24 protein-coding genes, 1 tRNA gene and 1 pseudogene are annotated in these 23429 nt (G+C 53.1%); 17 read left to right on the plus strand and 9 right to left on the minus strand.

Going from position 1 to position 23429, the window contains the following annotated elements; all coding sequences use genetic code 11:
• Positions 1–529 precede the first annotated feature (529 nt).
• The 7 genes from BLU64_RS13975 (at position 530) to BLU64_RS14005 (ending at position 4477) form a co-directional block, all read left to right on the plus strand.
• Positions 530–1204 (plus strand): DedA family protein, encoded by a 675-nt coding sequence (locus tag BLU64_RS13975; protein ID WP_026742059.1) that lies wholly within the window; start codon positions 530–532, stop codon positions 1202–1204.
• A gap of 3 nt (positions 1205–1207) precedes the next feature.
• Positions 1208–1582 (plus strand): EnvZ/OmpR regulon moderator MzrA, encoded by a 375-nt coding sequence (gene mzrA, locus BLU64_RS13980; protein ID WP_026742058.1) that lies wholly within the window; start codon positions 1208–1210, stop codon positions 1580–1582.
• 140 nt (positions 1583–1722) lie between these two features.
• Positions 1723–2031 (plus strand): ElaB/YgaM/YqjD family protein, encoded by a 309-nt coding sequence (locus BLU64_RS13985; RefSeq protein ID WP_026742057.1) that lies wholly within the window; start codon positions 1723–1725, stop codon positions 2029–2031.
• 5 nt (positions 2032–2036) lie between these two features.
• Positions 2037–2432 carry a phage holin family protein gene (locus BLU64_RS13990; RefSeq protein WP_026742056.1) on the plus strand — a complete coding sequence of 132 codons (396 nt, stop codon included), beginning with the start codon at positions 2037–2039 and terminating at the stop codon, positions 2430–2432.
• On the plus strand, positions 2429–2716 hold the full coding sequence (locus BLU64_RS13995; RefSeq protein ID WP_026742055.1) for a YqjK-like family protein: 288 nt from the start codon (positions 2429–2431) through the stop codon (positions 2714–2716). The genes BLU64_RS13990 and BLU64_RS13995 overlap by 4 nt, the downstream gene beginning before the upstream one ends.
• 222 nt (positions 2717–2938) lie before the next feature.
• A complete protein-coding gene (locus BLU64_RS14000) occupies positions 2939–3334 on the plus strand; it encodes a DoxX family protein (RefSeq protein WP_026742054.1) in 396 nt (131 codons plus the stop codon).
• 153 nt (positions 3335–3487) lie between these two features.
• Positions 3488–4477 (plus strand): glutathione S-transferase family protein, encoded by a 990-nt coding sequence (locus BLU64_RS14005; protein ID WP_026742053.1) that lies wholly within the window; start codon positions 3488–3490, stop codon positions 4475–4477.
• Between the two features lie 75 nt (positions 4478–4552).
• On the opposite strand, the gene BLU64_RS14010 is transcribed toward BLU64_RS14005, so the two are convergent.
• Positions 4553–5449: a LysR family transcriptional regulator gene (locus BLU64_RS14010; protein WP_026742052.1), complete on the minus strand. Its 897-nt coding sequence runs from the start codon at positions 5447–5449 to the stop codon at positions 4553–4555.
• A 110-nt stretch (positions 5450–5559) separates the two neighbouring features.
• Here BLU64_RS14010 and BLU64_RS14015 point away from each other — a divergent pair, with 110 nt between their 5' ends.
• Together BLU64_RS14015 and zur are read left to right on the plus strand one after the other, a co-directional pair.
• Entirely contained in the window at positions 5560–6261 is a 702-nt protein-coding gene (locus BLU64_RS14015; RefSeq protein WP_026742051.1) for a pirin family protein, read from the plus strand.
• An 85-nt stretch (positions 6262–6346) separates the two neighbouring features.
• On the plus strand, positions 6347–6856 hold the full coding sequence (gene zur / locus BLU64_RS14020; RefSeq protein ID WP_026742050.1) for a zinc uptake transcriptional repressor Zur: 510 nt from the start codon (positions 6347–6349) through the stop codon (positions 6854–6856).
• A gap of 203 nt (positions 6857–7059) precedes the next feature.
• Here zur and lexA read toward each other — a convergent pair whose 3' ends face one another.
• Together lexA and BLU64_RS14030 are read right to left on the minus strand one after the other, a co-directional pair.
• Positions 7060–7671 (minus strand): transcriptional repressor LexA, encoded by a 612-nt coding sequence (gene lexA / locus BLU64_RS14025; protein ID WP_026742049.1) that lies wholly within the window; start codon positions 7669–7671, stop codon positions 7060–7062.
• A 112-nt stretch (positions 7672–7783) separates the two neighbouring features.
• Positions 7784–8152 (minus strand): diacylglycerol kinase, encoded by a 369-nt coding sequence (locus BLU64_RS14030; RefSeq protein ID WP_026742048.1) that lies wholly within the window; start codon positions 8150–8152, stop codon positions 7784–7786.
• A gap of 131 nt (positions 8153–8283) precedes the next feature.
• On the opposite strand from BLU64_RS14030, the gene plsB reads away from it, so the two are divergent.
• Positions 8284–10743, plus strand: a complete 2460-nt coding sequence (gene plsB / locus BLU64_RS14035) for a glycerol-3-phosphate 1-O-acyltransferase PlsB (RefSeq protein ID WP_074729107.1) — start codon at positions 8284–8286, stop codon at positions 10741–10743.
• Positions 10744–10783: 40 nt separating this feature from the next.
• On the opposite strand, the gene ubiA is transcribed toward plsB, so the two are convergent.
• From ubiA to BLU64_RS14060, 5 genes are all read right to left on the minus strand, one after another.
• Positions 10784–11647, minus strand: a complete 864-nt coding sequence (gene ubiA / locus BLU64_RS14040; RefSeq protein WP_074729109.1) for a 4-hydroxybenzoate octaprenyltransferase — start codon at positions 11645–11647, stop codon at positions 10784–10786.
• Positions 11648–11662: 15 nt separating this feature from the next.
• Positions 11663–12184, minus strand: a complete 522-nt coding sequence (gene ubiC / locus BLU64_RS14045; RefSeq protein WP_026742045.1) for a chorismate lyase — start codon at positions 12182–12184, stop codon at positions 11663–11665.
• 871 nt (positions 12185–13055) lie between these two features.
• Positions 13056–14699, minus strand: coding sequence for a chaperonin GroEL (groL, locus tag BLU64_RS14050; RefSeq protein ID WP_026742044.1), 1644 nt, complete (start codon positions 14697–14699; stop codon positions 13056–13058).
• A gap of 45 nt (positions 14700–14744) precedes the next feature.
• A complete protein-coding gene (locus tag BLU64_RS14055; RefSeq protein ID WP_026742043.1) occupies positions 14745–15038 on the minus strand; it encodes a co-chaperone GroES in 294 nt (97 codons plus the stop codon).
• A gap of 206 nt (positions 15039–15244) precedes the next feature.
• Positions 15245–15718 carry an FxsA family protein gene (locus BLU64_RS14060; protein ID WP_074729113.1) on the minus strand — a complete coding sequence of 158 codons (474 nt, stop codon included), beginning with the start codon at positions 15716–15718 and terminating at the stop codon, positions 15245–15247.
• 422 nt (positions 15719–16140) lie between these two features.
• On the opposite strand from BLU64_RS14060, the gene aspA reads away from it, so the two are divergent.
• The 5 genes from aspA (at position 16141) to BLU64_RS14085 (ending at position 20545) form a co-directional block, all read left to right on the plus strand.
• A complete protein-coding gene (gene aspA / locus BLU64_RS14065; protein WP_026742041.1) occupies positions 16141–17580 on the plus strand; it encodes an aspartate ammonia-lyase in 1440 nt (479 codons plus the stop codon).
• 162 nt (positions 17581–17742) lie between these two features.
• Complete coding sequence (gene cutA, locus BLU64_RS14070) at positions 17743–18075, plus strand: divalent cation tolerance protein CutA (RefSeq protein WP_026742040.1); 333 nt, start codon at positions 17743–17745, stop codon at positions 18073–18075.
• Complete coding sequence (locus BLU64_RS14075; RefSeq protein ID WP_026742039.1) at positions 18051–19751, plus strand: protein-disulfide reductase DsbD; 1701 nt, start codon at positions 18051–18053, stop codon at positions 19749–19751. Before cutA ends, BLU64_RS14075 begins: the two co-directional genes overlap by 25 nt.
• A 25-nt stretch (positions 19752–19776) precedes the next feature.
• On the plus strand, positions 19777–20352 hold the full coding sequence (dicD, locus tag BLU64_RS14080; RefSeq protein WP_026742038.1) for a division control transcriptional repressor DicD: 576 nt from the start codon (positions 19777–19779) through the stop codon (positions 20350–20352).
• A 117-nt stretch (positions 20353–20469) separates the two neighbouring features.
• Positions 20470–20545: transfer RNA gene (locus tag BLU64_RS14085), tRNA-Phe, on the plus strand.
• 467 nt (positions 20546–21012) lie between these two features.
• Here the strand turns inward: BLU64_RS14085 and BLU64_RS17040 are convergent.
• Positions 21013–21213 (minus strand): annotated as a pseudogene (locus BLU64_RS17040) (IS1-like element transposase); the annotation flags it as partial.
• A 744-nt stretch (positions 21214–21957) separates the two neighbouring features.
• Between BLU64_RS17040 and BLU64_RS14090 the strand changes: the two are divergent.
• Positions 21958–22824 (plus strand): MurR/RpiR family transcriptional regulator, encoded by an 867-nt coding sequence (locus BLU64_RS14090; protein ID WP_026742037.1) that lies wholly within the window; start codon positions 21958–21960, stop codon positions 22822–22824.
• Positions 22825–22837: 13 nt separating this feature from the next.
• The gene (gene ddpX, locus BLU64_RS14095) at positions 22838–23425 is read left to right on the plus strand and encodes a D-alanyl-D-alanine dipeptidase (RefSeq protein ID WP_026742036.1); all 588 of its coding nucleotides are present in this window, start codon (positions 22838–22840) and stop codon (positions 23423–23425) included.
• Positions 23426–23429 lie beyond the last annotated feature (4 nt).

The raw sequence follows: 23429 nt of genomic DNA on the forward strand, positions 1-23429 counted from the left end.
GTTTGTCGGCTTTTTGCCGGTCGGACATCATCAGGACAGTAGGAAAAAGGTCATAAAACGTCGATTTCTGTCAGTAAGTGTAAAATATGGGTATATCCACGATTCTCGCGGCTAAGACCTCGAATTTTCTGACTTTTATCGCTGATATTTCCCTATCTCAGCCCTACCTATTTTGTTACAGTTATGGCGTTTTTTTTATATTTATCGGTAGCAGATTGGGCAACCCCCCTGAAACAGGATGGCGGTCATTTTAACGCGCAATGACTCCACGCAGTCGTGGCCATCCGCTGTATTACCGTCGTCGTTTCCGGTATGCCGACCCGGGATCGTTCGAATATTAAAATCAATAAATAACGCATCATCGAGTCCCGTTTCATTGCCGATGCATCAGGCTAAACCTGCTTCTCGCCGAAAGAAGCCTTGTTGGCGCAAATTCACGCTATACCAGCAGGATTTGAACTTACCGTGACCTATTGCCGTTCATGGGGGGCAGAGAATTTATCCCCGTGCCGCAGTACAGGAATACCAGATGGAAATGATTAAAGAGCTTCTTAACGCACTCTGGCACCAAAACTTCGACATACTTGCCAACCCCAAGCTGGTTTGGACGATTTACGGGCTACTGTTCCTGATCCTCGTACTGGAAAATGGTTTGCTGCCCGCCGCCTTCCTGCCGGGCGACAGCCTGTTGATACTTGTCGGCGTGCTCATCGCCAAAGGCACAATGAACTATCCATTTACTATCGCTCTGCTGACCACCGCGGCCAGCCTGGGCTGCTGGATGAGCTATCTGCAAGGCAAATGGCTCGGCAATACGAGGCTAGTGCAGAGCTGGCTTTCTCACTTGCCCGTGCATTACCATCAAAGAGCGCACCAGTTGTTCCACCGTCACGGCCTGTCTGCGTTACTGATCGCGCGGTTCCTCGCATTTATCCGGACGCTGCTGCCCACCATCGCCGGGCTATCCGGGCTGAATAACGCACGCTTCCAGTTCTTCAACTGGATGAGCGCTTTCCTGTGGGTCATCATTTTGGTGTCGCTCGGCTATGCGCTGGGCAATACGCCAGTCTTTCGTAAATACGAAGGCCAGCTGATGTTTTTCCTCATGATGCTGCCCCTGGTATTGCTCTGCATCGGATTGGTGGGATCATTGGTTGTACTCTGGCGCAAGAAACGCGCCGTTAATCGTGGAAAAGGACATTAATACATGGTAAGCCGCTGGCTGAAAAACAAGCCCGTCTGGCGTCTACTGCTACTGCTGTTGCCCGTTATTATCATGGTGACGTCATCACGCCACACGCCCGATGAAGTCACCCTGCATATCAGCCCACAGCATCAGGGCGCCCCTCTTCCTGATGGGTTTTACATTTATCAGCGTCTCAACGAGCGCGGCATCGGCATTGAAAGCATCATCCCGGCGCAGGACAGCATTGTGGTAAGACTGTCTTGTCCGGAACAGAGCAGAGATGCGCGCGAGGTGCTGCGCATGGTGCTCCCGCAGGTCAAGGTCGTGACTCAGATAGCAAAAAGCGGTCAGCCCGCGCAGAAGTACTCCTCGCCGCCATCATCTCATTTGGGATAAGTCCTCGGGGTTACCTCACCGTACTTCCGTCACCGCCGTTGCGGCGTCTTTATCGCAATCTCCGCAAGGGTTTGCCGCGCGCAATTTGAAATATCGTCTATAGTTGAATATCAGTTTTCATCACATTAGGGAGTTTTGCTATGTCTCGTGAATCCAATTCAGAACAGCAGTTACGTGAAGAATTACGATCTCTTGGCGACACGCTGGAAGAAGTGCTGCGTAGCTCCAGCGAAAAGTCTAAGGGCGACCTGGAAAAACTGCGCGAAAAAGCGGAGGGCGTCCTGCAGGAATCCCGCTCCCGACTGAATGAAACCGGTGAACGTATCAAAGCTCACACGCGTGAAGCGACCGGACAGGCTGAAGATTACATTCGTGAAAAGCCTTGGGCTGGCGTTGGGATTGGCGCGGCCGTGGGCCTCGTCGTCGGCATTCTGCTCGCACGTCGTTAATCGCTATGAGTGATCAAGAACGACAAGGCCCCGCCATTGCCTGCGTCGCGACGGTGAAACGTATCATCACCTTGCTAGCAGGTATGGTTGAAACGCGGGTCAAGCTCGCCGTCGTCGAGCTTGAACAAGAGAAGAGCAATCTGGTTCAGTTGCTGCTGTTGGTTGGGCTAACCCTGATATTCACCACATTTGGTCTGATGTGCCTGATTGCGCTGGTGATTTGGAGCTTGCAACCTGAGTATCGCTTACTGGGACTGTGCTGGACAACCGGGATTCTGCTTGGACTGGCGGTCATCGGCGGCCTTTGGGCGCTGTTGCGCGCGCGCAGTGCGACCCTGCTCAAAGAGACCCGGAAAGAGCTGGCTAACGACCGGGCGTTGCTGGAGGAAAAGCTGAAGTGAGCCGTAAACGGTATCTGGCGCAGGAAAAAGCGCGGCTGGTGAGTTTAATCCACCAGCAACGTATTGAACTGGTCTCGGAAAAAAGGCAGTGGCTTGAAGCGACTAAATCGTGCGATCGCTATTGGCAAAAACTCGTCGGCATGCGTAATTATCTGATTGCTGGTGCGGGGTTTATCGCCGTCGTCAGCCTGCGACGCCCCGGCCGTCTGCTCAAAGTGGCTCGTAAAGCCGCAGGCGTTTGGGGTGCAATAAAACTGGTACGAAATATTCTCCCTCGCGCCTAGCTCACACAGACATAGCCATACCCCCGGACGTATGGCTATTCATTCCCCTACATTTAAATCAATTTAATTGAACAAAAAAGACAATTTTACTTGCTGTCTTACCTCTCCCTTCCCTTCTAACATCTCTCTCAACCGTAATGCGCGGCTAAAAACCGATTAATTATCGAGAGTTAATCGCCATTAGAGTGCTGAATCGCACTAGGTCGACCGGAGAGAGAATTGATGAAAAAATCAGACAGTATCCTGATATTAGTTGCCCGTATACTCATGCCGATACTGTTCATTTACGCCGGTTACGGCAAACTGGGCGACGCCTACGCCGGCACTCAGCAGTACATGCAGGCGATGGGCGTACCCGGCGCGTTGCTGCCCCTCACTATTCTTCTGGAGCTGGGCGGCGGGCTGGCAATCCTGTTCGGATTTCTCACTCGCATCGCCGCCGTCTCGACGGCAATTTTTACTCTTCTTACCGCGCTTATTTTCCACCACGATTTTGCGCAAGCGGGTAATGAACTGATGTTTATGAAAAACCTATCCATTTCGGGTGGTTACCTCCTGTTATTCGTCACTGGACCCGGCGCTTACAGTCTCGACCGCCTATTGAATAAGAGGTGGTAATACCCAGAACAGTCGTGCTGTACTTATTGCAACCGGCCGTGTGAAATGCCACACCACAGTTTTCAAGCTGTTTCACGCTGGCGGGTTGTGGCTCAAGAGATAGCCGATATAAGCTGGCGTTCAGCGCGATATCACTTTGGGGAGGAGAGCACGATGGGACAATTAGTTGAAGGGCAATGGCACGACACCTGGTATGACACCTCGTCAACAGGGGGGCATTTCCAACGTCCGCAAACCTCATTCCGCCATTGGGTGACGCCCGACGGTCGCCCCGGTCCCAGCGGCGAAGGCGGCTTTCGCGCAGAGTCCGGACGCTATCACCTATACGTTTCGCTCGCCTGCCCGTGGGCGCACAGGGCGCTGTTAATTCGCAAGCTGAAGGGGTTGGAAAAGTACATCGGCGTCTCCGTGGTGCACCCTTTGATGTTAGAACACGGATGGACGTTCGCGACCGATTTTCCAGAGGCTACCGGCGACAGACTCTATCAACACAGCTACCTTTATCAGCTCTACCTGCACGCCAAGCCGGACTATAGCGGCCGAGTGACCGTACCCGTATTGTGGGATACGCAGCAACAAACCATCGTCAGCAACGAGTCGGCGGATATTATCCGCATGTTGAATACGGCGTTTGACGAGGTAGGCGCGACACCGGGAGATTACTACCCGCTGGCGCTGCGTGAGGAGATTGATGAGTTGAACGGATGGATTTACCCTCAGGTTAACAATGGCGTCTACAAGGCGGGCTTCGCCACGCAGCAAAGCGCTTACGATGAGGCAGTCGCGCAACTGTTTGAAGCGCTGGACCGGCTGGAACAACGGCTGAGCCAACAGCGTTATCTGACCGGCTCACGTCTAACGGAAGCCGACCTGCGGCTATGGACCACGCTCGTTCGCTTCGACCCGGTCTACCACACCCATTTCAAGTGCGACCGCTGGCGTTTGACGGATTATGAAAATTTGTACGGTTTTACTCGGGATATCTATCAACTTCCAGGTATCGCTGACACGGTTAATATGGATCACATTCGCCACCACTATTACCGCAGCCATGCCACGATTAACCCCTGCGGCATTATCTCCATCGGCCCGGAGTTATCGTTAACAAAACCGCACGACCGAGAGAGCCGATTTCGCCTCTAATGCCCAGTAAAGGCTCAGCGTGACGGCAGAACCGGGGGGGGGCGCCCGCATTGCCGTCCTTTCAGTTGGCGCTCATCAGGAATCACGCAATACTTTGGGGATTTCCCGTAGCAGCCACGACTTGGCTTCGCCCATGTTGTCGCGGCGCCAGGCCATGATGATCTGGCTCTCGAAGGTGCTTTCCGGGCTGACTACCCGCAGCCGCCCTTCAGCAATATCCTGCGCCACCAGTTCGTAAGGGATCGTCGCAACGCCTAGCCCGGCGAGCAAAGCCCGGCGTTTATCGTCCATGGTACTCACCGTCAGCCGAGGCTGTTTATCCAACAATTGCACCGTGAGCACAGGGCGGTCGCGGGCGGTATCAGCAATGGCGATGCCTCGATATTTGACGCGAGTCACCTCTGACAGCGGTTCGGGTTCATGATGAATGGGATGATCCGGGCTAGCGACATAGACGCTTTTCACCGAATAGAGCTTGCGCGTATTAACCTCGGACGTTGCACGGAAATGCATATCCGGAGAGATCACGATGTCGGCACGGTCTTGTTCCAGCCGCTCCCAGGCGCCTGCCAGTACCTCGGTCAGAATAGAAACCTGCGTGTTGGCTTTTTGCGCCAACTTGTCCAGCAGTGGGAAAAGTCGCTCCGTCGGCACCAACGCTTCCGCGACAATGGTGACATGGGTTTCCCAACCGCGAGCCAGCGCTTCGGCATCCGTCGTCAGCTTATCGGCCGCTTCCAGCAGAACTCGCCCACGTTCCAGCAGCATCCTTCCCACATTGGTGAATTTAGTGCGATGACCCGAGCGGTCGAACAAAACCACGTCCAGTTCATCCTCTAACTTTTGCATGGTGTAGCTCAGCGCTGAAGGCACTCTTCCCAGCTCATCTGCCGCGGCGGCGAAGCTACCCCGACGATCAATAGCATCCATCACCCGCAACGCTTCCAATGTTAACGCCCGATCTTTCGACATAAATATTCTCATTCAGGATTTTTGAACGTCCTCACCAGATTAACTAGCTAACAATCAACCGTCCAGCCTATTACCTTTGTAAGGTCGAATAATTATGAGGGCCTGACACCATGATCATTAGCAGAGCAGCAGAGCAATGCGGCAAGGCTGACTACGGATGGCTGCAGGCACGATACACGTTCTCTTTCGGCCACTATTTTGACCCTGACCTGTTGGGATTCGGCTCGCTACGCGTGTTGAATCAGGAAGTCCTGGCGCCCAAGGCCGCCTTCCAGGCGCGGACCTATCCGCGCGTCGATATCCTGAATATTCTTCTGCAAGGCGAAGCCGAATATCGGGACAATAACGGCAGCCACACGCAGGCTAAAGCCGGCGACGTCATGTTGCTGGCGACCCAGCCCCACCTCAGCTATAGCGAACAGAATATTGCCAACGACATACCGCTGACCCGTATTCAGCTATGGTTGGATGCCTGTCCGACGCGCGAAAACCTCTCGCTACAGCGTATGTCTCTGAACGGCGAGCACTGTCAGTTGCTGGCTTCCCCAGATGATGAAAATGGCAGCCTACACCTAAGACAACAGGTCTGGGTTTACCATCTTGATCTGGCCGCAGGAGAATCGCTGACGCATGCCTTGAAGGGAAACCGCGCCTACGTTCAGTCTATTCACGGTGAGTTTGGCATCCGCTGCCAAGTCGATGAGGGCAAAATGCTGCGTTGCGGCGACGGGGCTTTTATCCAACAGGAAACGGCCATCGCCCTGCAGGCGAAAACGCCGGGGCGGGCCCTGCTGATCGATTTGGTGGTGTAGCGCTTTCCCTGCCTGACTCGGCGTTTTTGCGGAGTCATGGTAAGATAAACCATTATCCTCACCACTTTTCTTCAGGGTTACAGCAATGGATTCAACCGATCCGACCAAACTTCTTGCTCAGGCTGAACGACTATGTCAGCAACGCAACGTGCGACTTACGCCGCAGCGTCAGGAAGTACTGCGTCTGATGGCCCAACAGCCCGGCGCCATCAGCGCTTACGACTTGTTGGATCTGCTCCGTGTCGCTGAACCTCAGGCTAAGCCCCCCACCGTTTACCGCGCGTTGGATTTCCTGCTCGAACAAGGATTTATCCACCGAGTGGAATCCACCAACAGCTACGTGCTGTGCCACCATTTCGAAGAACACAGCCATACCTCGGCGCTATTTATCTGCGACCGTTGTCGCCAGGTAACGGAAAGCCCCACGGAAGGCATCGAAGAGATATTGCGGCAGATCGCGGTCCAGACGGGATTCTCCTTACGCCACAGTGTAGTCGAAGCGCACGGTATGTGCGTTGAGTGCAGGAAAATCGAAGCCTGCGACCATCGCGACAGCTGCAACCACGACCACAGTATCGTCATCAAAAAACGCTGAGCAGCGTATCGTTTTCAGAGTCGGCCTTATCAGTGTCGAACGGCGATACTGAGAATGGAATCTTAGGAAAAAATTAGAGGTGGGAGAAGGGACTGAGGCGGTGAATAATGTTTGGCTTTGCTTCGGTTTTGCCCGTTACGTTCAGCAAGAAAGACCAAACGTAACGGAAGATGCATAAACGGGGCGTTCAGCAAGCAGGCCTATCAACTCCAGTCGCTATTGCGAATGACGCCGACGGCTAGTCCTTCAATAGAAAAATTTTCCTTGCTCAGATCGACCACGATAGGTGAAAAATCTTTGTTTTCAGCTAACAGTTGCACTTTGTTGCCCTGCTGCTTCAATCGTTTTACCGTGACTTCGTCCTCAATGCGCGCCACAACAACCTGACCGTTGTGAACATCCTGCGTTTTATGCACAGCCAATAAATCGCCATCCAGAATACCGATGTCTTTCATCGACATACCGCTAACTCGCAGCAGGAAATCGGCATTTGGCTTAAACATGGTCGGATCGACCTGATAATGACATTCGATATGCTGTTCAGCCAGGAGAGGTTCCCCTGCTGCAACGCGACCAATCAAGGGAAGACCGAGCGACTCTTCTTCCATCAATAGACGGATACCGCGGGATGCACCGGTGACAATCTCAATCACGCCTTTACGGGATAGGGCTTTTAGGTGTTCTTCAGCGGCATTAGGAGAGCGGAATCCCAGCTGCTTAGCGATCTCTGCTCGGGTGGGTGGCATACCGGTTTGTGAAATATGATCGCGAATAAGATCATAAACCTCTTGTTGTCTGGTCGTTAAAGCTTTCATTCCGCCCCCTGGTTGTTTATACAGTTTCGCTGTGAGTATATACAGGGAAACTGCCTATGGGAACTGAGAAATCGCGTTATGCCTTGTTTTTTGGCGTCATTCATGAGAGCCATCACGCAAAATGGCCCCACAGCAAGACACCCCAGACCACGGCCGCCAACAGACAAGCCACCAGCACCGCAGCTGACCCAAAATCTTTCGCTCTCCCCGCAAGCTCATGATATTCCTTGCCAATTCTATCCACCACGGCTTCGATAGCACTATTCAGCAACTCGACGATCACAATCAGCACTACCGCGCCAATCAACAATAACCGTTCTAATATTGAAACTGGCAACCAACAGGCAATAATGATGCCTGCCAGAGTAAGAATGGTTTCCTGACGAAAGGCCGCTTCATGCCTCCATGCCTGTTTGAGTCCTTGCAACGAATAGCCCGTTGCCTTGACAAGGCGGGTAATCCCGGTCGCCTTATTCATGATCCTTGCTTACTCCCTTTTTATTTAGTTTCGAACGCAATTTTGGCGTTACCCCATTGTCTCATGACCACAGATATCCGATAAGGTTTCTGTTATCCTTGCGGCGCATTGCTAATAAGAGGTTCTCAGTTGTTATGTCAGGTTGGCGTAAAATATACTATAAGCTATTGAATTTCCCTCTAAAACTTTTGGTAAAGAGCAAAATTATTCCTCTGGATCCGATCGCTGAGCTGGATATCGATCCTACACGTCCTATTTTCTACGTTCTGCCCTACAATTCCAAAGCAGACTTACTGACGCTGCGTGAAAAGTGCCTCGCGCTGGGGCTGCAGGACCCACTCGAACCCTTGATTGTCGACGGGGAAGCGCTGCCGAGCTACGTATTCGTCAATAATGGCCCGCGCGTATTTCGCTACTATGTGCCCAAAGAGAAATCCATCAAGCTTTTCCACGACTATCTGGATCTGCATCGCGATAATCCGTCGCTGGATGTCCAGATGGTGCCGGTTTCAGTCATGTTCGGCCGCTCGCCTGGGCGCGAAGGGCATCAGCAGGAAGCGCCTCAGCTGCGCCTGCTGAACGGCATCGAAAAATTCTTTGCGGTTCTGTGGCTGGGACGCGACAGCTTCGTTCGTTTCTCAACGCCAGTATCCCTACGCTATATAGCGACAGAGCACGGCACGGATAACTCCATCGCCCACAAACTGGCTCGCGTGGCGCGTATGCATTTCGCTCGTCTGCGACTGGCCGCCGTCGGTCCGCGCCTGCCGGTCAGACAGGAGCTGTTCAAGAAACTGCTGTCATCGAAAGCCATCGCCAAAGCGGTGGATGACGAAGCCCGAGCCAAGAAAATCTCGCGTGAGAAAGCCCAGCAGAACGCAATTGCGATGCTGGAAGAGATCGCCGCCGACTTCTCCTATGAAGCGGTGCGTCTGACGGACCGCGTACTGGGCTGGACCTGGAACCGGCTGTATCAAGGGATTAACGTCCATAACGCTGAACGCGTTCGGCAGTTGGCTCAAGACGGCCATGAAATCGTTTATGTTCCCTGTCACCGCAGCCACATGGACTACCTGCTGCTTTCTTACGTGCTGTATCACCAGGGGCTGGTGCCGCCGCACATTGCCGCAGGAATCAACCTGAACTTCTGGCCGGCGGGTCCTATCTTCCGCCGCCTCGGCGCATTCTTCATCCGCCGAACCTTCAAAGGCAGCAAACTTTATTCCACCTTGTTCCGCGAGTATCTCGGCGAATTGTTCACCCGTGGTTATTCGGTAGAGTACTTCGTGGAAGGCGGACGCTCGCGCACCGGTCGCCTGCTGGATCCAAAAACAGGCACGCTGGCTATGACGCTTCAGGCCATGCTGCGCGGCGGCACGCGACCCATTACGCTGGTTCCGATTTACATCGGCTACGAGCATGTGATGGAAGTTGGCACTTACGCCAAAGAGCTGCGCGGCGCCACCAAGGAAAAAGAAGGGTTTCTCCAGATGGTGCGCGGACTTCGCAAGCTGCGTAATCTGGGACAGGGTTACGTCAACTTTGGCGAACCGCTGCCGCTGATGACTTATCTCAACAACAAGGTTCCGCAGTGGCGCGACGCCATCGACCCAATCGAAGCGCAGCGCCCCGCCTGGCTGACGCCTACCGTGCAGGACATTGCCTCCGACATCATGGTACGTATCAACAACGCTGCGGCGGCCAACGCCATGAATCTGTGTTCAACCGCCCTTCTGGTGTCGCCCCAGCGCGCAATGACCCGTACGCAGTTGGAAGAACAGCTAGAATGCTATCTGCAACTGATGCGCAACGTGCCGTATACCGAAAACACGACGACGCCGAACAAGACGCCTGCCGAACTGATCGACCATGCGTTGAAGATGGACAAATTTACGGTCGAAAACGACAAGCTGGGTACCATCATCAGCCTTCCTAGCGATCAGGCTGTGCTGATGACCTATTACCGCAACAATATTCAGCATCTGCTGATCCTGCCTTCTCTGGTCGCCAGCATTATCGTGCACCATCGGCGCATTACTCAGACCGAGTTGTTACGCCAGGTGACGTTGATTTATCCGTTGCTGAAAGCGGAGCTGTTCCTGCATTACGAAACGGCGCAATTGGCCGATGTCCTGCAGGCGTTGACGTCCGAGCTGGCGAATCAACGCTTGATCGAGTTAGACGGCGAAAACCTGACGCCGAATAGCGAGCGTAGCCGCCCATTGCAGCTGCTGGCCGCTGGCGTTATCGAAACGCTACAGCGATACGCCATCACCTTCCTGCTGCTGAAGGGCGACCCGACGATCAATCGCGGTACGCTGGAGAAAGAAAGCCGTGCGATGGCGCAGCGCCTGTCCCTCCTGCACGGTATCAACGCGCCGGAGTTCTTTGATAAAGCGGTCTTTTCTACGCTGGTCAATACGCTGCGCAGCGAAGGATATATCAGCGACAGCGGCGATGCCGTGCTGGAAAAAGTGCAGGCGATCTATGCGATTTTGGGCGACGTGATTACACCGGAAGTCAGGTTAACGATCGAAAGCCCCGCCGTAGTCGTAACGGCGCCGACGGTGCAACAGAATAAACAAGTGGAATAATACGGCATGTGCCTGCGGCAAGTCGGCCGCAGGCCTTTCTCTAGAGACTCAGCGCTATCCCGACGAACAGCGCCATCCCTACAAAGTTGTTATTGCGAAAAGCCTTGAAGCAATTATCGCGATCCCGCCCCGCTATCAGCGTCTGCTGATAAACAAACAGCCCCGCTACCGCCAGCAACGACCCATAGTACACTGCGCCGAGGTCGGAAATACGCCCTAAAATTACCATCGCCCCCAGCATCAACAGTTGCAGCACGCCGATGATAACGGTGTCGTAACGACCGAACAGGATAGCCGTCGACTTCACGCCGATCTTGAGGTCGTCATCGCGGTCGACCATCGCATACTCGGTGTCGTAGGCCACGGTCCAGCACAGATAAGCGAAAAACATCAGCCAGCAGCTGACAGGTAGCGACTCGCTAACGGCGGCATAGGCCATGGGGATCGACCAACCGAAAGCCGCGCCCAGCACAACCTGAGGCAGATGGCTGAACCGCTTCATAAAGGGATAAACCCAGGCCAAGGCCAGCCCGACGACCGACAGCCAGATCGTCGTGGAGTTTAACGTCAGCACCAGCCCAAAGGCGACCAGCGCCAGGATCACGAACAGCGTTTTCGCGGACTGCTCACTGACCATGCCGCTGGGTAAGGGTCGCGATGCGGTACGCTTAACATGACCATCAAAATGGCGATCGGCGTAGTCGTTAATGACGCAACCCGCAGCTCTCATCAGGAATACGCCCAGCACAAACACACAGAGTGTCCAGCTTGCTGGCGCGCCGCGTCCCGCCAACCATAGCGCCCACAGCGTCGGCCACAGCAGCAACAGAGAGCCTATCGGCTTATCGATCCGCATCAGGCGACAATACACCATCCATCGTCCCGTCGTTAAAATTCGTTCCAACTCATCGTCTCCTCTCTACCGTTCAGCATCAGAACTGAGCGGAGAATAAATAGGGGAATCAGGCAAAAAAATTTCTGTCAGCAATAAAGGATGGCCCGCCAACCGCAGTCGTGAACGGCGAGCCCACAGATCGCCGCGATGTCCGGGATTGATAAAGTCGCGTTCCGGCGCGCCGTGTTGAAACAGATATCGTCCGAGAGGCACACGCCCAATCTGCGTCAACGCTTGGTTTGATTTCTGCAGCGTGCGCTCAGGGATCACCGTACGGCCAAATAACCAAGGTCTACCGTCACCATACAGCGTCACTTCCCGAAGCCAGAAGCGTTCGCTGACGGGCAATAGCGGCAACGCCTCCCCTAAGGCCGATGGCGAGATAAAACCTTCGTGGGAGACCTCCACGTCGAGACGCCGGCAATGGGTCTCCAATCGCGCAGTCATTGAGTCTCGATAGGCGAGCCATTCGGCGACTGCGGCAGGGACATCTGTGAACTCGCACCAGGTCACCGGGCGCAGGAGATCTACCGTCTCATCTGTCATTGCCCCCTCCTCGCCTTGGGTTTAGTAAATAAAGTAAACGGTTTCCATTGTAGCGTAGAATAGCGCATTGATGAGTTGTTATGCCCTTGGGATTAATGATCTGCATGATTTTCATACACTCGTTATGCTATTAAACGCGCCGGAAGCAAATATGGCGTTATCGAGCCAAAGAAGTCAGGATCAAGCGTTATCACCGGCCGCTCATCCGAATTTCATGATATTTCAATGCCATCACGCCATGGCATATTCACGCGCCATTGCCCGCCTTATGGGCTATTAATACAATAAAAATCCCGCTATTAATAGCGTGGCTTATTTTCACCTTTCGGGATTAGAGCAGTTTGCGATAAAAATTGCTAATTGTTTGATTATAGGGACAAAAAACCATACTTTCGCAATGGACAATCGCCCCCCTTAGAAATAGTTTTTGGTTTGTGGGCAACTGGGAAAGCATGAACTGTCTCCCTAAAGATTCTGCCGTTTCATTGATTAATTACCCTCTTCGCTATATTTCGCGCCGATGGTGATCCTCAAAAACAATTTAGCCTGCCATCTATTAGACAGTTTTTTTGCTCGCGACAGCCACGGCCTTTCATTTATTCCCCCCCCAATTGTAAGGGTTATTTAACCGCCTGTTTCGTAGCTTAAAAAATTGAATTTGAGTCAATAAAACTTAGTAGCCTGATGCAGCGCTGATCGTCGACTTGAGTTGAATGACAGCGTAAACAAGACGAACCGCGGCAAGACATAAAAAAACGACCGGGTAATGTTGACCCGGTCGTTCTTTATTGGCTATCAGGGCTTGGAGGGATGCTGGCGTTATAGGTGCCGTCAGCCGCCTCCTAAGCGATGATGCGATGCTTAACGCATCTTACATCATGCCGCCCATACCGCCCATGCCGCCCATACCAGCAGCGCCTAAGTCTGCTTTATCTTCTTTCGGCAGGTCTGTCACCATACATTCGGTGGTGATCATCAGGCCAGCGACAGAAGAAGCGTACTGCAGAGCAGAGCGCGTTACTTTGGTCGGATCCAAGATACCCATGTCGATCATGTTGCCGTACTGTTCGCTAGCGGCGTTGTAACCGTAGTTACCTTCGCCCGCTTTCACGTTGTTGGCAACAACAGATGGCTCTTCACCGGCGTTGGCGACGATCTGACGCAGAGGAGATTCCATCGCGCGCAGCGCAACACGGATACCCACGTTCTGATCTTCGTTTTCGCCAGTCAGTGAACGGATTGCATTCGCTACGCGAACCAGCGCAACACCACCACCGGCAACCACGCCTTCTTCAACCGCGGCACGGGTCGCGTGCAGGGCATCTTCAACGCGCGCTTTTTTCTCTTTCATTTCAACTTCGGTAGCCGCACCGACTTTGATGACCGCAACGCCGCCAGCCAGTTTCGCTACGCGTTCCTGCAGTTTTTCACGATCGTAATCAGAGGTCGCTTCTTCAATCTGCTGACGGATCTGAGAAACACGGCCCTGGATAGTCGCTTCTTCACCGATACCGTCAATTACAGTAGTGGTGTCTTTGTTGATGACGACGCGTTTAGCCTGCCCCAGATCTTCCAGCGTTGCTTTTTCCAGCTCCAGACCGATTTCTTCAGAGATCACGGTACCCGCAGTCAGCGTAGCGATGTCCTGCAGCATGGCTTTACGACGGTCGCCAAAGCCCGGTGCTTTCACAGCCGCGACTTTCACGATGCCGCGCATGGTGTTCACCACCAGAGTCGCCAGGGCTTCGCCTTCCACGTCTTCAGCAATGATCAGCAGCGGTTTGCCTGCTTTGGCAACAGCTTCCAGTACCGGCAGCAGTTCGCGGATGTTGGAGATTTTTTTATCAGCCAGCAGGATATACGGGCTTTCCAGCTCAACAGAACCGGTTTCCGGCTTGTTGATGAAGTAAGGAGACAGGTAACCACGGTCGAACTGCATACCTTCAACCACGTCCAGTTCGTCCTGCAGGCCGGTGCCTTCTTCAACGGTGATCACGCCTTCTTTACCGACTTTTTCCATCGCTTCGGCAATCAGCTTGCCCACGGTATCGTCGGCGTTAGCGGAGATGGTACCTACCTGAGCGATGGCTTTGGAGTCAGAGCAAGGCACAGACAGTTTTTTCAATTCTTCGACCGCGGCGATAACGGCTTTGTCGATTCCGCGTTTCAGATCCATCGGGTTCATACCCGCGGCAACGGCTTTCAGACCTTCGTTGACGATGGACTGCGCCAGTACGGTAGCGGTAGTCGTACCGTCCCCCGCAGCGTCGTTCGCTTTGGAAGCCACTTCTTTAACCATCTGAGCACCCATGTTTTCGAACTTGTCTTCCAGCTCGATTTCGCGGGCGACGGACACGCCGTCTTTGGTGATGGTCGGAGCGCCGAAGGATTTATCCAGCACTACGTTACGACCTTTCGGCCCCAGGGTGACTTTAACTGCATCAGCCAGTACATTCACGCCGCGAAGCATTTTTACTCGAGCGTCGTTACCGAAAATTACGTCTTTAGCTGCCATTGGTTGTTTCCCTTAAATTCGTTCAGTTCAGAGGATTACGCACGATTAGGCTTCAACGATTGCCAGGATGTCGCTTTCGGACATGATCAGTACTTCATCGTTGTCGATTTTTTCTGTCTTCACGCCATAACCATCATTGAAAATAACGGTATCGCCAACTTTCACATCCAGCGGTTTAACTTCACCGTTTTCCAGGATACGCCCATGACCTACAGCCAGGACTTCGCCACGGGTAGATTTCCCCGCTGCAGAACCGGTCAGAACGATGCCGCCAGCTGATTTTGATTCAACTTCTTTGCGCTTGACGATAACGCGGTCATGCAATGGACGAATTTTCATTGATAGCTCTCCTTTGAGAAAGTCCATGTCAGTTTAGGTAACATGCCGGATATGCTTTTATATCCGACCTGGTGCAAAAGTAAGTGGGGACGTTTCGACGGGCTTCAAGGGAGAAAGGTAAAATTTTTTCTCTTTGTTCGCACTTTTTCACGGTCTGTGAAAAAAACTCAACAGATCAAATAGCTAATAAAAAAAGACCGCCTGAATCAGCGGTCGTCATTTTCATCATGTTTTTCGATGCGTTCAGGGCGTTGATCTTTACGTTGATATTCGCCCTCGAAGACATCGCCCTGCGCTCCGTCCGGACCCGACGAGCGCGAACGCCAGAGATGCAAATGCGGCATCAGTTTCAGCGTCAGATGCTTTTGCAACGCTGGCAGCAACAGCAGCAGGCCGAGGAAGTCGGTGAAGAACCCCGGCACCAGCAGCAGAAATCCCGACATCACCAGCGAAACGCTTTTCACCATTTCCGCCGCCGGGCTTTCTCCCGCTTCGATTTTTCGCTGCATTTGAATAAAGGTTCTGATTCCCTGATTGCGGACCAGTGAAACGCCGAGGCAGGAGGTAAACACCACCAGCAGCAGCGTAATGGCGATACCCAGCACATGGGCGACCTGGATGAAAATGAAAATTTCAATGTAGGCCAACAGGAAAATCAGTATTAAAGGTATCCAGCGCACCCGGTGCTCCTGTAATTGATATTTAACGTATTAATAAAAAGTATATTCCTAAAACCAGCGCTCGTAATATGCTATCGGCGCAGTCATAAACAGCTCTCGGTGCGCATTCAACGCGCCCATCATCTCGTTACATTACGGTTGAAATGGTAGCTCATACGCTACTTTTCAACCTATGCGCGTGTTTTTTTTGGCTGCTAACGTTTTTACCTATAGTCACACGGCGTGACTATTCGTTACGATTCACTCAGGAGACAGACAATGGAATGCCCAGATGTGATCAAGGCGACTATTTCACGTACAGGTTAAGAATATAATAATGCGATAGCCGTTAGTATCGGTCAAATACACCATCCCGAATGGGAAAATGCATTACGATAAGCTGTATAAATGCTAACTTATAGAAGAGTAAGAGAAGGCTCTTTATGTCAGACAATATCCGTATCGAAGAAGATCTGTTAGGCAGCCGAGAAGTACCCGCCGATGCTTATTACGGCATCCATACCCTTCGCGCTATTGAAAACTTTTACATCAGCAATCAGAAAATCAGCGACGTCCCCGATTTCGTCCGCGGCATGGTGATGGTGAAAAAGGCGGCGGCAATGGCCAACCGCGAACTGCAGACCATCCCGCGTAGAATCGCCGACGTGATCATTCGCGCCTGCGACGAAGTGCTCAACAACGGCAAATGTTTGGATCAATTCCCGGTGGACGTCTTCCAGGGCGGAGCAGGCACCTCGTTGAATATGAACACCAACGAAGTACTGGCTAACATCGGTCTCGAACTGATGGGACACCAAAAGGGCGAATACCAATACCTCAATCCCAACGATCACGTGAACAAGTGCCAGTCGACCAACGATGCCTATCCGACCGGTTTCCGTATCGCCCTCTACAACGCGATCCTGAAACTGGTTGATGCCAACACGCATCTGGGAGAAGGGTTCGAGCGCAAAGCTAAAGAGTTTGAAAACATCCTGAAAATGGGACGGACCCAGTTGCAAGACGCCGTGCCGATGAGCCTGGGCCAGGAGTTTCACGCCTTCAACATTCTGCTGCAGGAAGAGAACAAAAACCTGCTGCGCACCGCAGAACTGCTGCTGGAGGTAAACCTGGGCGCGACGGCGATCGGCACCCGGCTGAACACGCCGGACGGCTACCAACAATTGGCTGTGCAAAAACTGTCCGAAGTGAGCCACCTGCCCTGCGTTTCCGCGGAAGACCTGATTGAAGCCACATCTGACTGCGGCGCTTATGTCATGGTGCATAGCGCGCTCAAACGCCTGGCGGTCAAACTGTCGAAAATTTGTAACGACCTGCGCCTGCTCTCCTCCGGGCCGCGCGCCGGTCTTAATGAAATCAACCTGCCGCAGTTGCAGGCCGGGTCATCCATCATGCCGGCGAAGGTCAATCCGGTTGTTCCTGAAGTAGTCAATCAGGTGTGCTTCAAGGTGATCGGCAACGATACCTGCGTCACGATGGCGGCCGAAGCAGGCCAGCTACAGCTGAACGTGATGGAGCCGGTGATCGGACAGGCCATGTTTGAGTCCACCCACATTCTGACCAACGCTTGCTACAACCTGTTGGAAAAATGCGTGAACGGCATCACCGCCAATCAGTCTGTCTGTGAGTCCTACGTATTCAACTCTATCGGCATCGTCACCTACCTTAACCCGTTTATCGGTCATCATAACGGCGACATCGTCGGTAAGATCTGCGCCGAAACCGGAAAAAGCGTACGTGAAGTCGTGTTGGAACGCGGCCTGCTGACCGAAGCTGAGCTGGACGATATTTTCTCCGTACAGAACCTGATGCACCCGGCCTACAAAGCAAAACGTTACACTGACGAAAACGAACCGCAGTAACCTTCTCCGCTCCCTTCGCCCCGACACTCGGCGGCGAAGGGAGATTCTGTGACCTTCCCCCACTTCCTGAAGCGTCTATTTTCAACACGATCCGCGCTTACGCTCACGCTGGCCTCAAGGTATAGTGTGGCGACATTTCACGTTTCCGCTGCTGAGGTCATTATGTCTGAACCCAATGCCTGCGACGCCGTGGTGGTACTGTGTACGGCTCCCGACGACGCCAGCGCCAGAGAGTTAGCCGCCGCCGCGCTGGAAGCCGAACTGGCGGCCTGCGTCACGCTATTGCCAGGCGCCACGTCGCTTTATCGCTGGGAAAGTAAACTGGAGCAACAGCAGGAAATCCAGCTGATGCTGAAAAGCGATCAGGCGCACCTTCAAGACCTGTTTACGTTGCTGAAACAGCAGCATCCCTACCAAACGCCGGAATTATTGGCGCTCCCGGTTCACGACGGCGATAACGATTATCTCTCATGGCTCAACGCTTCTTTACGCTGATTATCCTATTCGGCACATTGCTTTTTACCGCTGTCGCACCTGCCGACAACCCCTTCGGACGTGCGCAAACGTCTCGTTTTCTACCCGCCGCGCAGGCGTTTGTCTTCGACTTCCAGCAACAGGGGAAGCAGTTAAAACTTCAGTGGATCATCCACTCCGGCTATTACTTGTATCGCCAAAAAATAGTGATTCACTCAGGCGGCACAAGGCTCACACAGGTTGATTTTCCGGCGGCCGAACGTCATCAGGACGCTTTTTTCGGCATGGTCGATATTTTCCGAAACCGCCTGCAACTGAATATTCCTTTGGACGGGATCCCACAGGGCAGCACCTTAACGGTCAGCTATCAGGGCTGCGCCGATGCCGGATTCTGCTATCCGCCGGAGCAGCACAGCATCCCGCTTAGCCAATGGGATACGGGGGAAAAGTTGTCTACCGCGCCACCGCTGCCGTTTTCGCCGTGGTGGGCCATATTGATTGGTATCGGGATCGCCTTTACACCCTGCGTGCTGCCGATGTACCCACTGATCTCCAGCTTGATTCTGGGACGGCGGGAACGCCTTTCCGCTCGACGCACTCTGCTGCTGGCCTTCGCCTATGTGCAAGGCATGGCGCTCACCTATACGCTGCTGGGATTGGTCGTGGCGGCGGCGGGTCTGCGCTTTCAGGCGGCGTTACAGCATCCTTACGTGTTAATAGGGTTGGCGTTGATGTTCACTCTGTTGGCGCTTTCCATGTTCGGGCTCTTTAACCTGCAGTTACCTTCCGCCATGCAAACGCGACTCGTTGACTGGAGTAACCGACAGGAAAGCGGTTCGTTGTATGGCGTCTTTTTGATGGGGGCGCTCGCTGGTCTGATTTGCTCGCCCTGCACCACCGCCCCACTCAGCGCGCTGCTGCTGTATATCGCCCAAAGCGGCCATATGCTGGCAGGCGGCGGTACGCTATACCTGTATGCGCTGGGGATGGGGCTGCCGCTAATCGGCGTCACCCTGTTCGGCAACCGCATCCTCCCGAAGAGCGGCCCCTGGATGAACCACATTAAAGAGGCCTGTGGCTTCGCGATGCTGGCGCTACCCGTATTCCTGCTGACGCGTCTGCTCGGCGACGATTGGGCCTGGCGACTATGGGGACTCCTCGGCGTCGCCTTCTTCGGCTGGGCGTTCGCCCTCAGTCTCCGTGGGCGAGGCGGATGGATTCGGGGTCTACAGGTCTTATTACTGCTCGGCGCGCTTATCTCCGTACGACCAATACAAGACTGGGTGTTCACCTCGGCCACATCGCCTACCGAATCCTCTTCCGGCACCGCTTTCTCGCCGATTAATACTGTGGATGAGTTGAATGCCGCGCTTCGCGACAGCAACAAGATAACTATGCTGGATCTCTATGCCGACTGGTGCGCGGCCTGTAAGTCGTTCGAGAGGGTCACATTCAGCGACGGCGAAGTTAAGCGTCAAATGTCGCGCCTGCGGCTACTGCAAGCCGACGTGACGGCGAATACGCCCGAGCAGAACGCCCTACTGACGCGGTTGCAGGTACTGGGCCTGCCAAGCATTCTGTTTTTCGACGCCTCTGGCAAAGAAATTCCGGGGTCGCGCATTACTGGTTTTATGGACGCGGCGCAGTTCCGATCGCATTTGCAGAAACTATCTCCGTCAACGACACTTGTTGATTAACGGTCACGCACTGAGAGGGGGCCCCATGCAACGGGAAAAAGTTTTGGAGCATGCGCTGACCTTGCTGGAACAGCATGGTTTCACCGCCATGACACGGGAAAAACTGGCCGACAGTCTGCACATTTCTGTGGACGAGCTGGCTCCCTTCTGGCCGGATGACGAAGCGGTGCTGTATGACAGCCTGCGCTATCACAGCCAGCAAATCGATGGTTGGCGCAGACGACTGATGCTGGACGAATCGCGTGATGTCGAGCAAAAGCTCTTGGCGCGTTATCACGTCCTGCACGAAGCGGTTAAACAAGGGCGCTACCCGGGCTGTTTATTCATCGCAGCCTGCAGTTTTTACCCTGACGTTCACCACCCTATCCACCAACTGGCCGAGCAACAAAAACAGGCGTCTTACCACTACACTAAGGCGCTGCTGGTCGAATTGGAAACAGACGATCCTGCGATGGTCGCACAGCAGATGGAGCTGATTTTGGAGGGTTGCCTGAGCAAACTGCTGGTGAAGCGTCAAATAACCGATATTGCCGTCGCCAAACGGTTGGCGGAAGACGTGTTGCGCATCGCGTGTTGCCGCCAAAACGGCGCGTTGAGTTAAGCCAGTCCTTTGATATATATCAGATAGCGTGTCTTTGACTGAAAAGTCACCAGTCAGCGCTGTTTTCCCATAAAGCCGTTGACGGCGCGGAACCAATACGGTTTAATGCGCCCCGTTGCCCGGATAGCTCAGTCGGTAGAGCAGAGGATTGAAAATCCTCGTGTCCTTGGTTCGATTCCGAGTCCGGGCACCACTTATTAAAGAAACCAGCCTGATGGCTGGTTTTTTGCTATCTGGAGTATGGACTCTCCATCGAACTCCGTTCGATTATTCGCCGCAAGCGGCTCACCCCTTTGGGGCCAGCGCGTAAACCGCGCTGTTCAACGCCTACGGCGTAGTCCGAGTCCGGGCACCACATTTCCTTTTTTATGCCTCCTTATCAATCCCTATGTTGTTGCGATTCAATAAGTTGGCGTGAAAATCTTTTCCGATGCGTTTTGATTTATCCCTTCGTATCGGGGAATTTGTGGGTCAGATTGCGGGTCATTCAGTTCGATGAACGAACGAGGCCCTATAGGGCAGGATCGTCTACCGGGGTGGGGTCAGTCCACTTCGGGTGCAGCATTACATCGATCGGAATTGATGAAGCTGCTACAGGATACAGAGCCAGGGGCTGCGATTCTCATCGAACAAGTAGACCGGACTTTCACGTTTGGATGATAGCGAGCGTTGCTGCTTTTTATTGCCAACAAATGACCACATTTCATCAACTTCGCAGATAAGCTGAATCTGGAGATTATCCAGTGGAAGTGTGGTTACATATCGCGGCGCGAGTTTTTTAAGGTGCGAACAACAGCATTAATACTGATATAACGCCCTGGCAGTATCACGAATGCCGGCCTTGTTCATTGCAAGGTCAACACTTTTACAAGAATATCCACGAATTGAACAAATGATCCTTTTAGGCTTAAATAAGGTTTTATACATAATGATATATCCTTTTTATGGCGTTATATTTAATAATAAATACAGTTACAGTCTATGCTCCGAATAATTCTCGTTGCAGACAGGTCGTCAGGAATTCGAGTGATGAGGCGCAGCCAGCGCACAAGCAACTTGAAGTATAAAGAATATAGCGACTTATCATTAATTAATTGTGTGATTTAAATCATCCCGCCTATTTTTGTTGTTGCTATTTAATCGAAGGTTTTTGATTAAATGTAGAAACAAGCGAGAATCATTCGTTCACAATGAATCGACTCGTAATCAATGCGCAAACTTTATTGTCAATAAAGTCGATCACGTTAAATATAAAATATTCTATTTTTATTTTTAGTACGGGGAGAGATAGCGATAGTTAATTTATTCCTCTGTCGAGTCACTTAATAAAAATAATTCGTTTTTTATAAAAATACATTGGCCGACGAATGATATTGAGTTATTCGCCGCTATTCCGACCGACGGATTTTCGCCGACCGATGTGCACCAACATGGATCGAACCTGCACAAATTTTGCGCTTTCAACACCGTATTCTTGGCCGAAAAGGCGAACAACTACCGCTGCAAGGCGGTTTTAGCGCCGGGAAAAAATTGGCACGCCCCCTGCATTGTTATTCGTATAACAAAAGTTCTATTGATGACAACAAGATAACATCGGGGCGGGAAATGGCGGAAAAAACGGAGTTAATCGCAAAGATTGAGGCAAGTTTTAGTCAGCAAACGCCAAGCGGCAAGCGTATCGCCGCCTGGCTGCTCACGCATGTTGAACAGATTCCGTTTGAAACTGCGGACAGCATCGCCAAAGCCACGGGAACCACCGGCATTACCGTGGGCAGATATTTACGCAAGCTGGGCTACCGTAATCTGGAGGATGCCAAAAGCTGTTTGCGCACGGTGCCGGAGATTCCCTACCGGCCCTGGGGCGTAACCGATCGTCTTGATTCATGGCAACAACAGCCCGCGTCCTCCGAACGTTTTTCCCAGTCGCTTCAGCTTGAGCTGGATGCCATCACCCGCGTTTATCAGCTGGCCCGAAGCGAAACCTTTGCTCGCGTGAGCCAGCAGCTTGCCGAGGCGGAAGCGGTCTTTGTGCTGGGGATCCAATCCACTCGCGGCATCGCCAACGTGTTTTTCAGTCACCTTGAATACCTGCGCCCGCGCGTCAGCTATGTCGACGGATTATCCGGCACCTGGGTGGAGTCGCTCAACTCGGAGTTCTCCCGACCCTATCTGGTGGTGACCGATACGCGCGCCTATTCCGCGGTGGCCCGCCGGTACTGCCGGGCCGCCAGCGAGCGCAACCTGCCGCTGGCGCTGGTGACGGATATCTGGTGTCCGTGGGCGCGGGATTACCCGATGGATTTATTACAGGTGCACACCGATACCGGCCATTTCTGGGATTCACTGGCTCCGCTGAGCTGCCTGTTTAACCTGCTGCTTTCGGCCGTGGTGGAACGGCTTGGCGAGCGTTTAGGCCCGCGCCTGGCGTTGAACCGCCAATTGCAGGAGGAGTTTGGGCAATTTGAACGTTAAACAAGGTCTGTATATGACGCAACAAATTGAATTAGTTGATGTTTTCTCTTCCATATCACAGGTGGAAGTCGATATGAAGTATGCAACGCCGGACAATATTACGGGCCAGATCATTTATAGCGAAAATCGCTGTTTACTCCATCCCGACGCGGCAAGCGCCTTGATGCGCTGCGTGGAGATCGCCGCGCTGGCGAATTTCACGCTGTTAATTTACGACGCCTACCGTCCAAAGCAGGCGCAAGAGTATCTGTGGCTGGCCTGTCCGGACCCGAAGTATGTGATGGAAGTTCCACTCGGTTCCAATCACAGCCGCGGCACCGCGGTTGACGTCACCCTGATTGATGCCGACGGCCGAGTTCTGGATATGGGCACCGGCTTTGATGAAATGCATGAATGCTCTCACCCTTATCACCCTGATGTGCTGCCTGCGGCGCAACGTAATCGTCTATTGCTGAACGCCATCATGTTTGCCGGCGGTTTTGTCGGTATCAGCAGCGAATGGTGGCACTTTGAACTGCCCGACTCCGCGGCCTATCCGTTATTAAGCGACCGTTTTAGCTGTATCGCGCCGCAAAAGGCCACGGCACCCTACCTATCTTGACACC

It is taken from the genome of Lonsdalea quercina (assembly GCF_900107885.1).
Lineage (GTDB): Bacteria > Pseudomonadota > Gammaproteobacteria > Enterobacterales > Enterobacteriaceae > Lonsdalea > Lonsdalea quercina.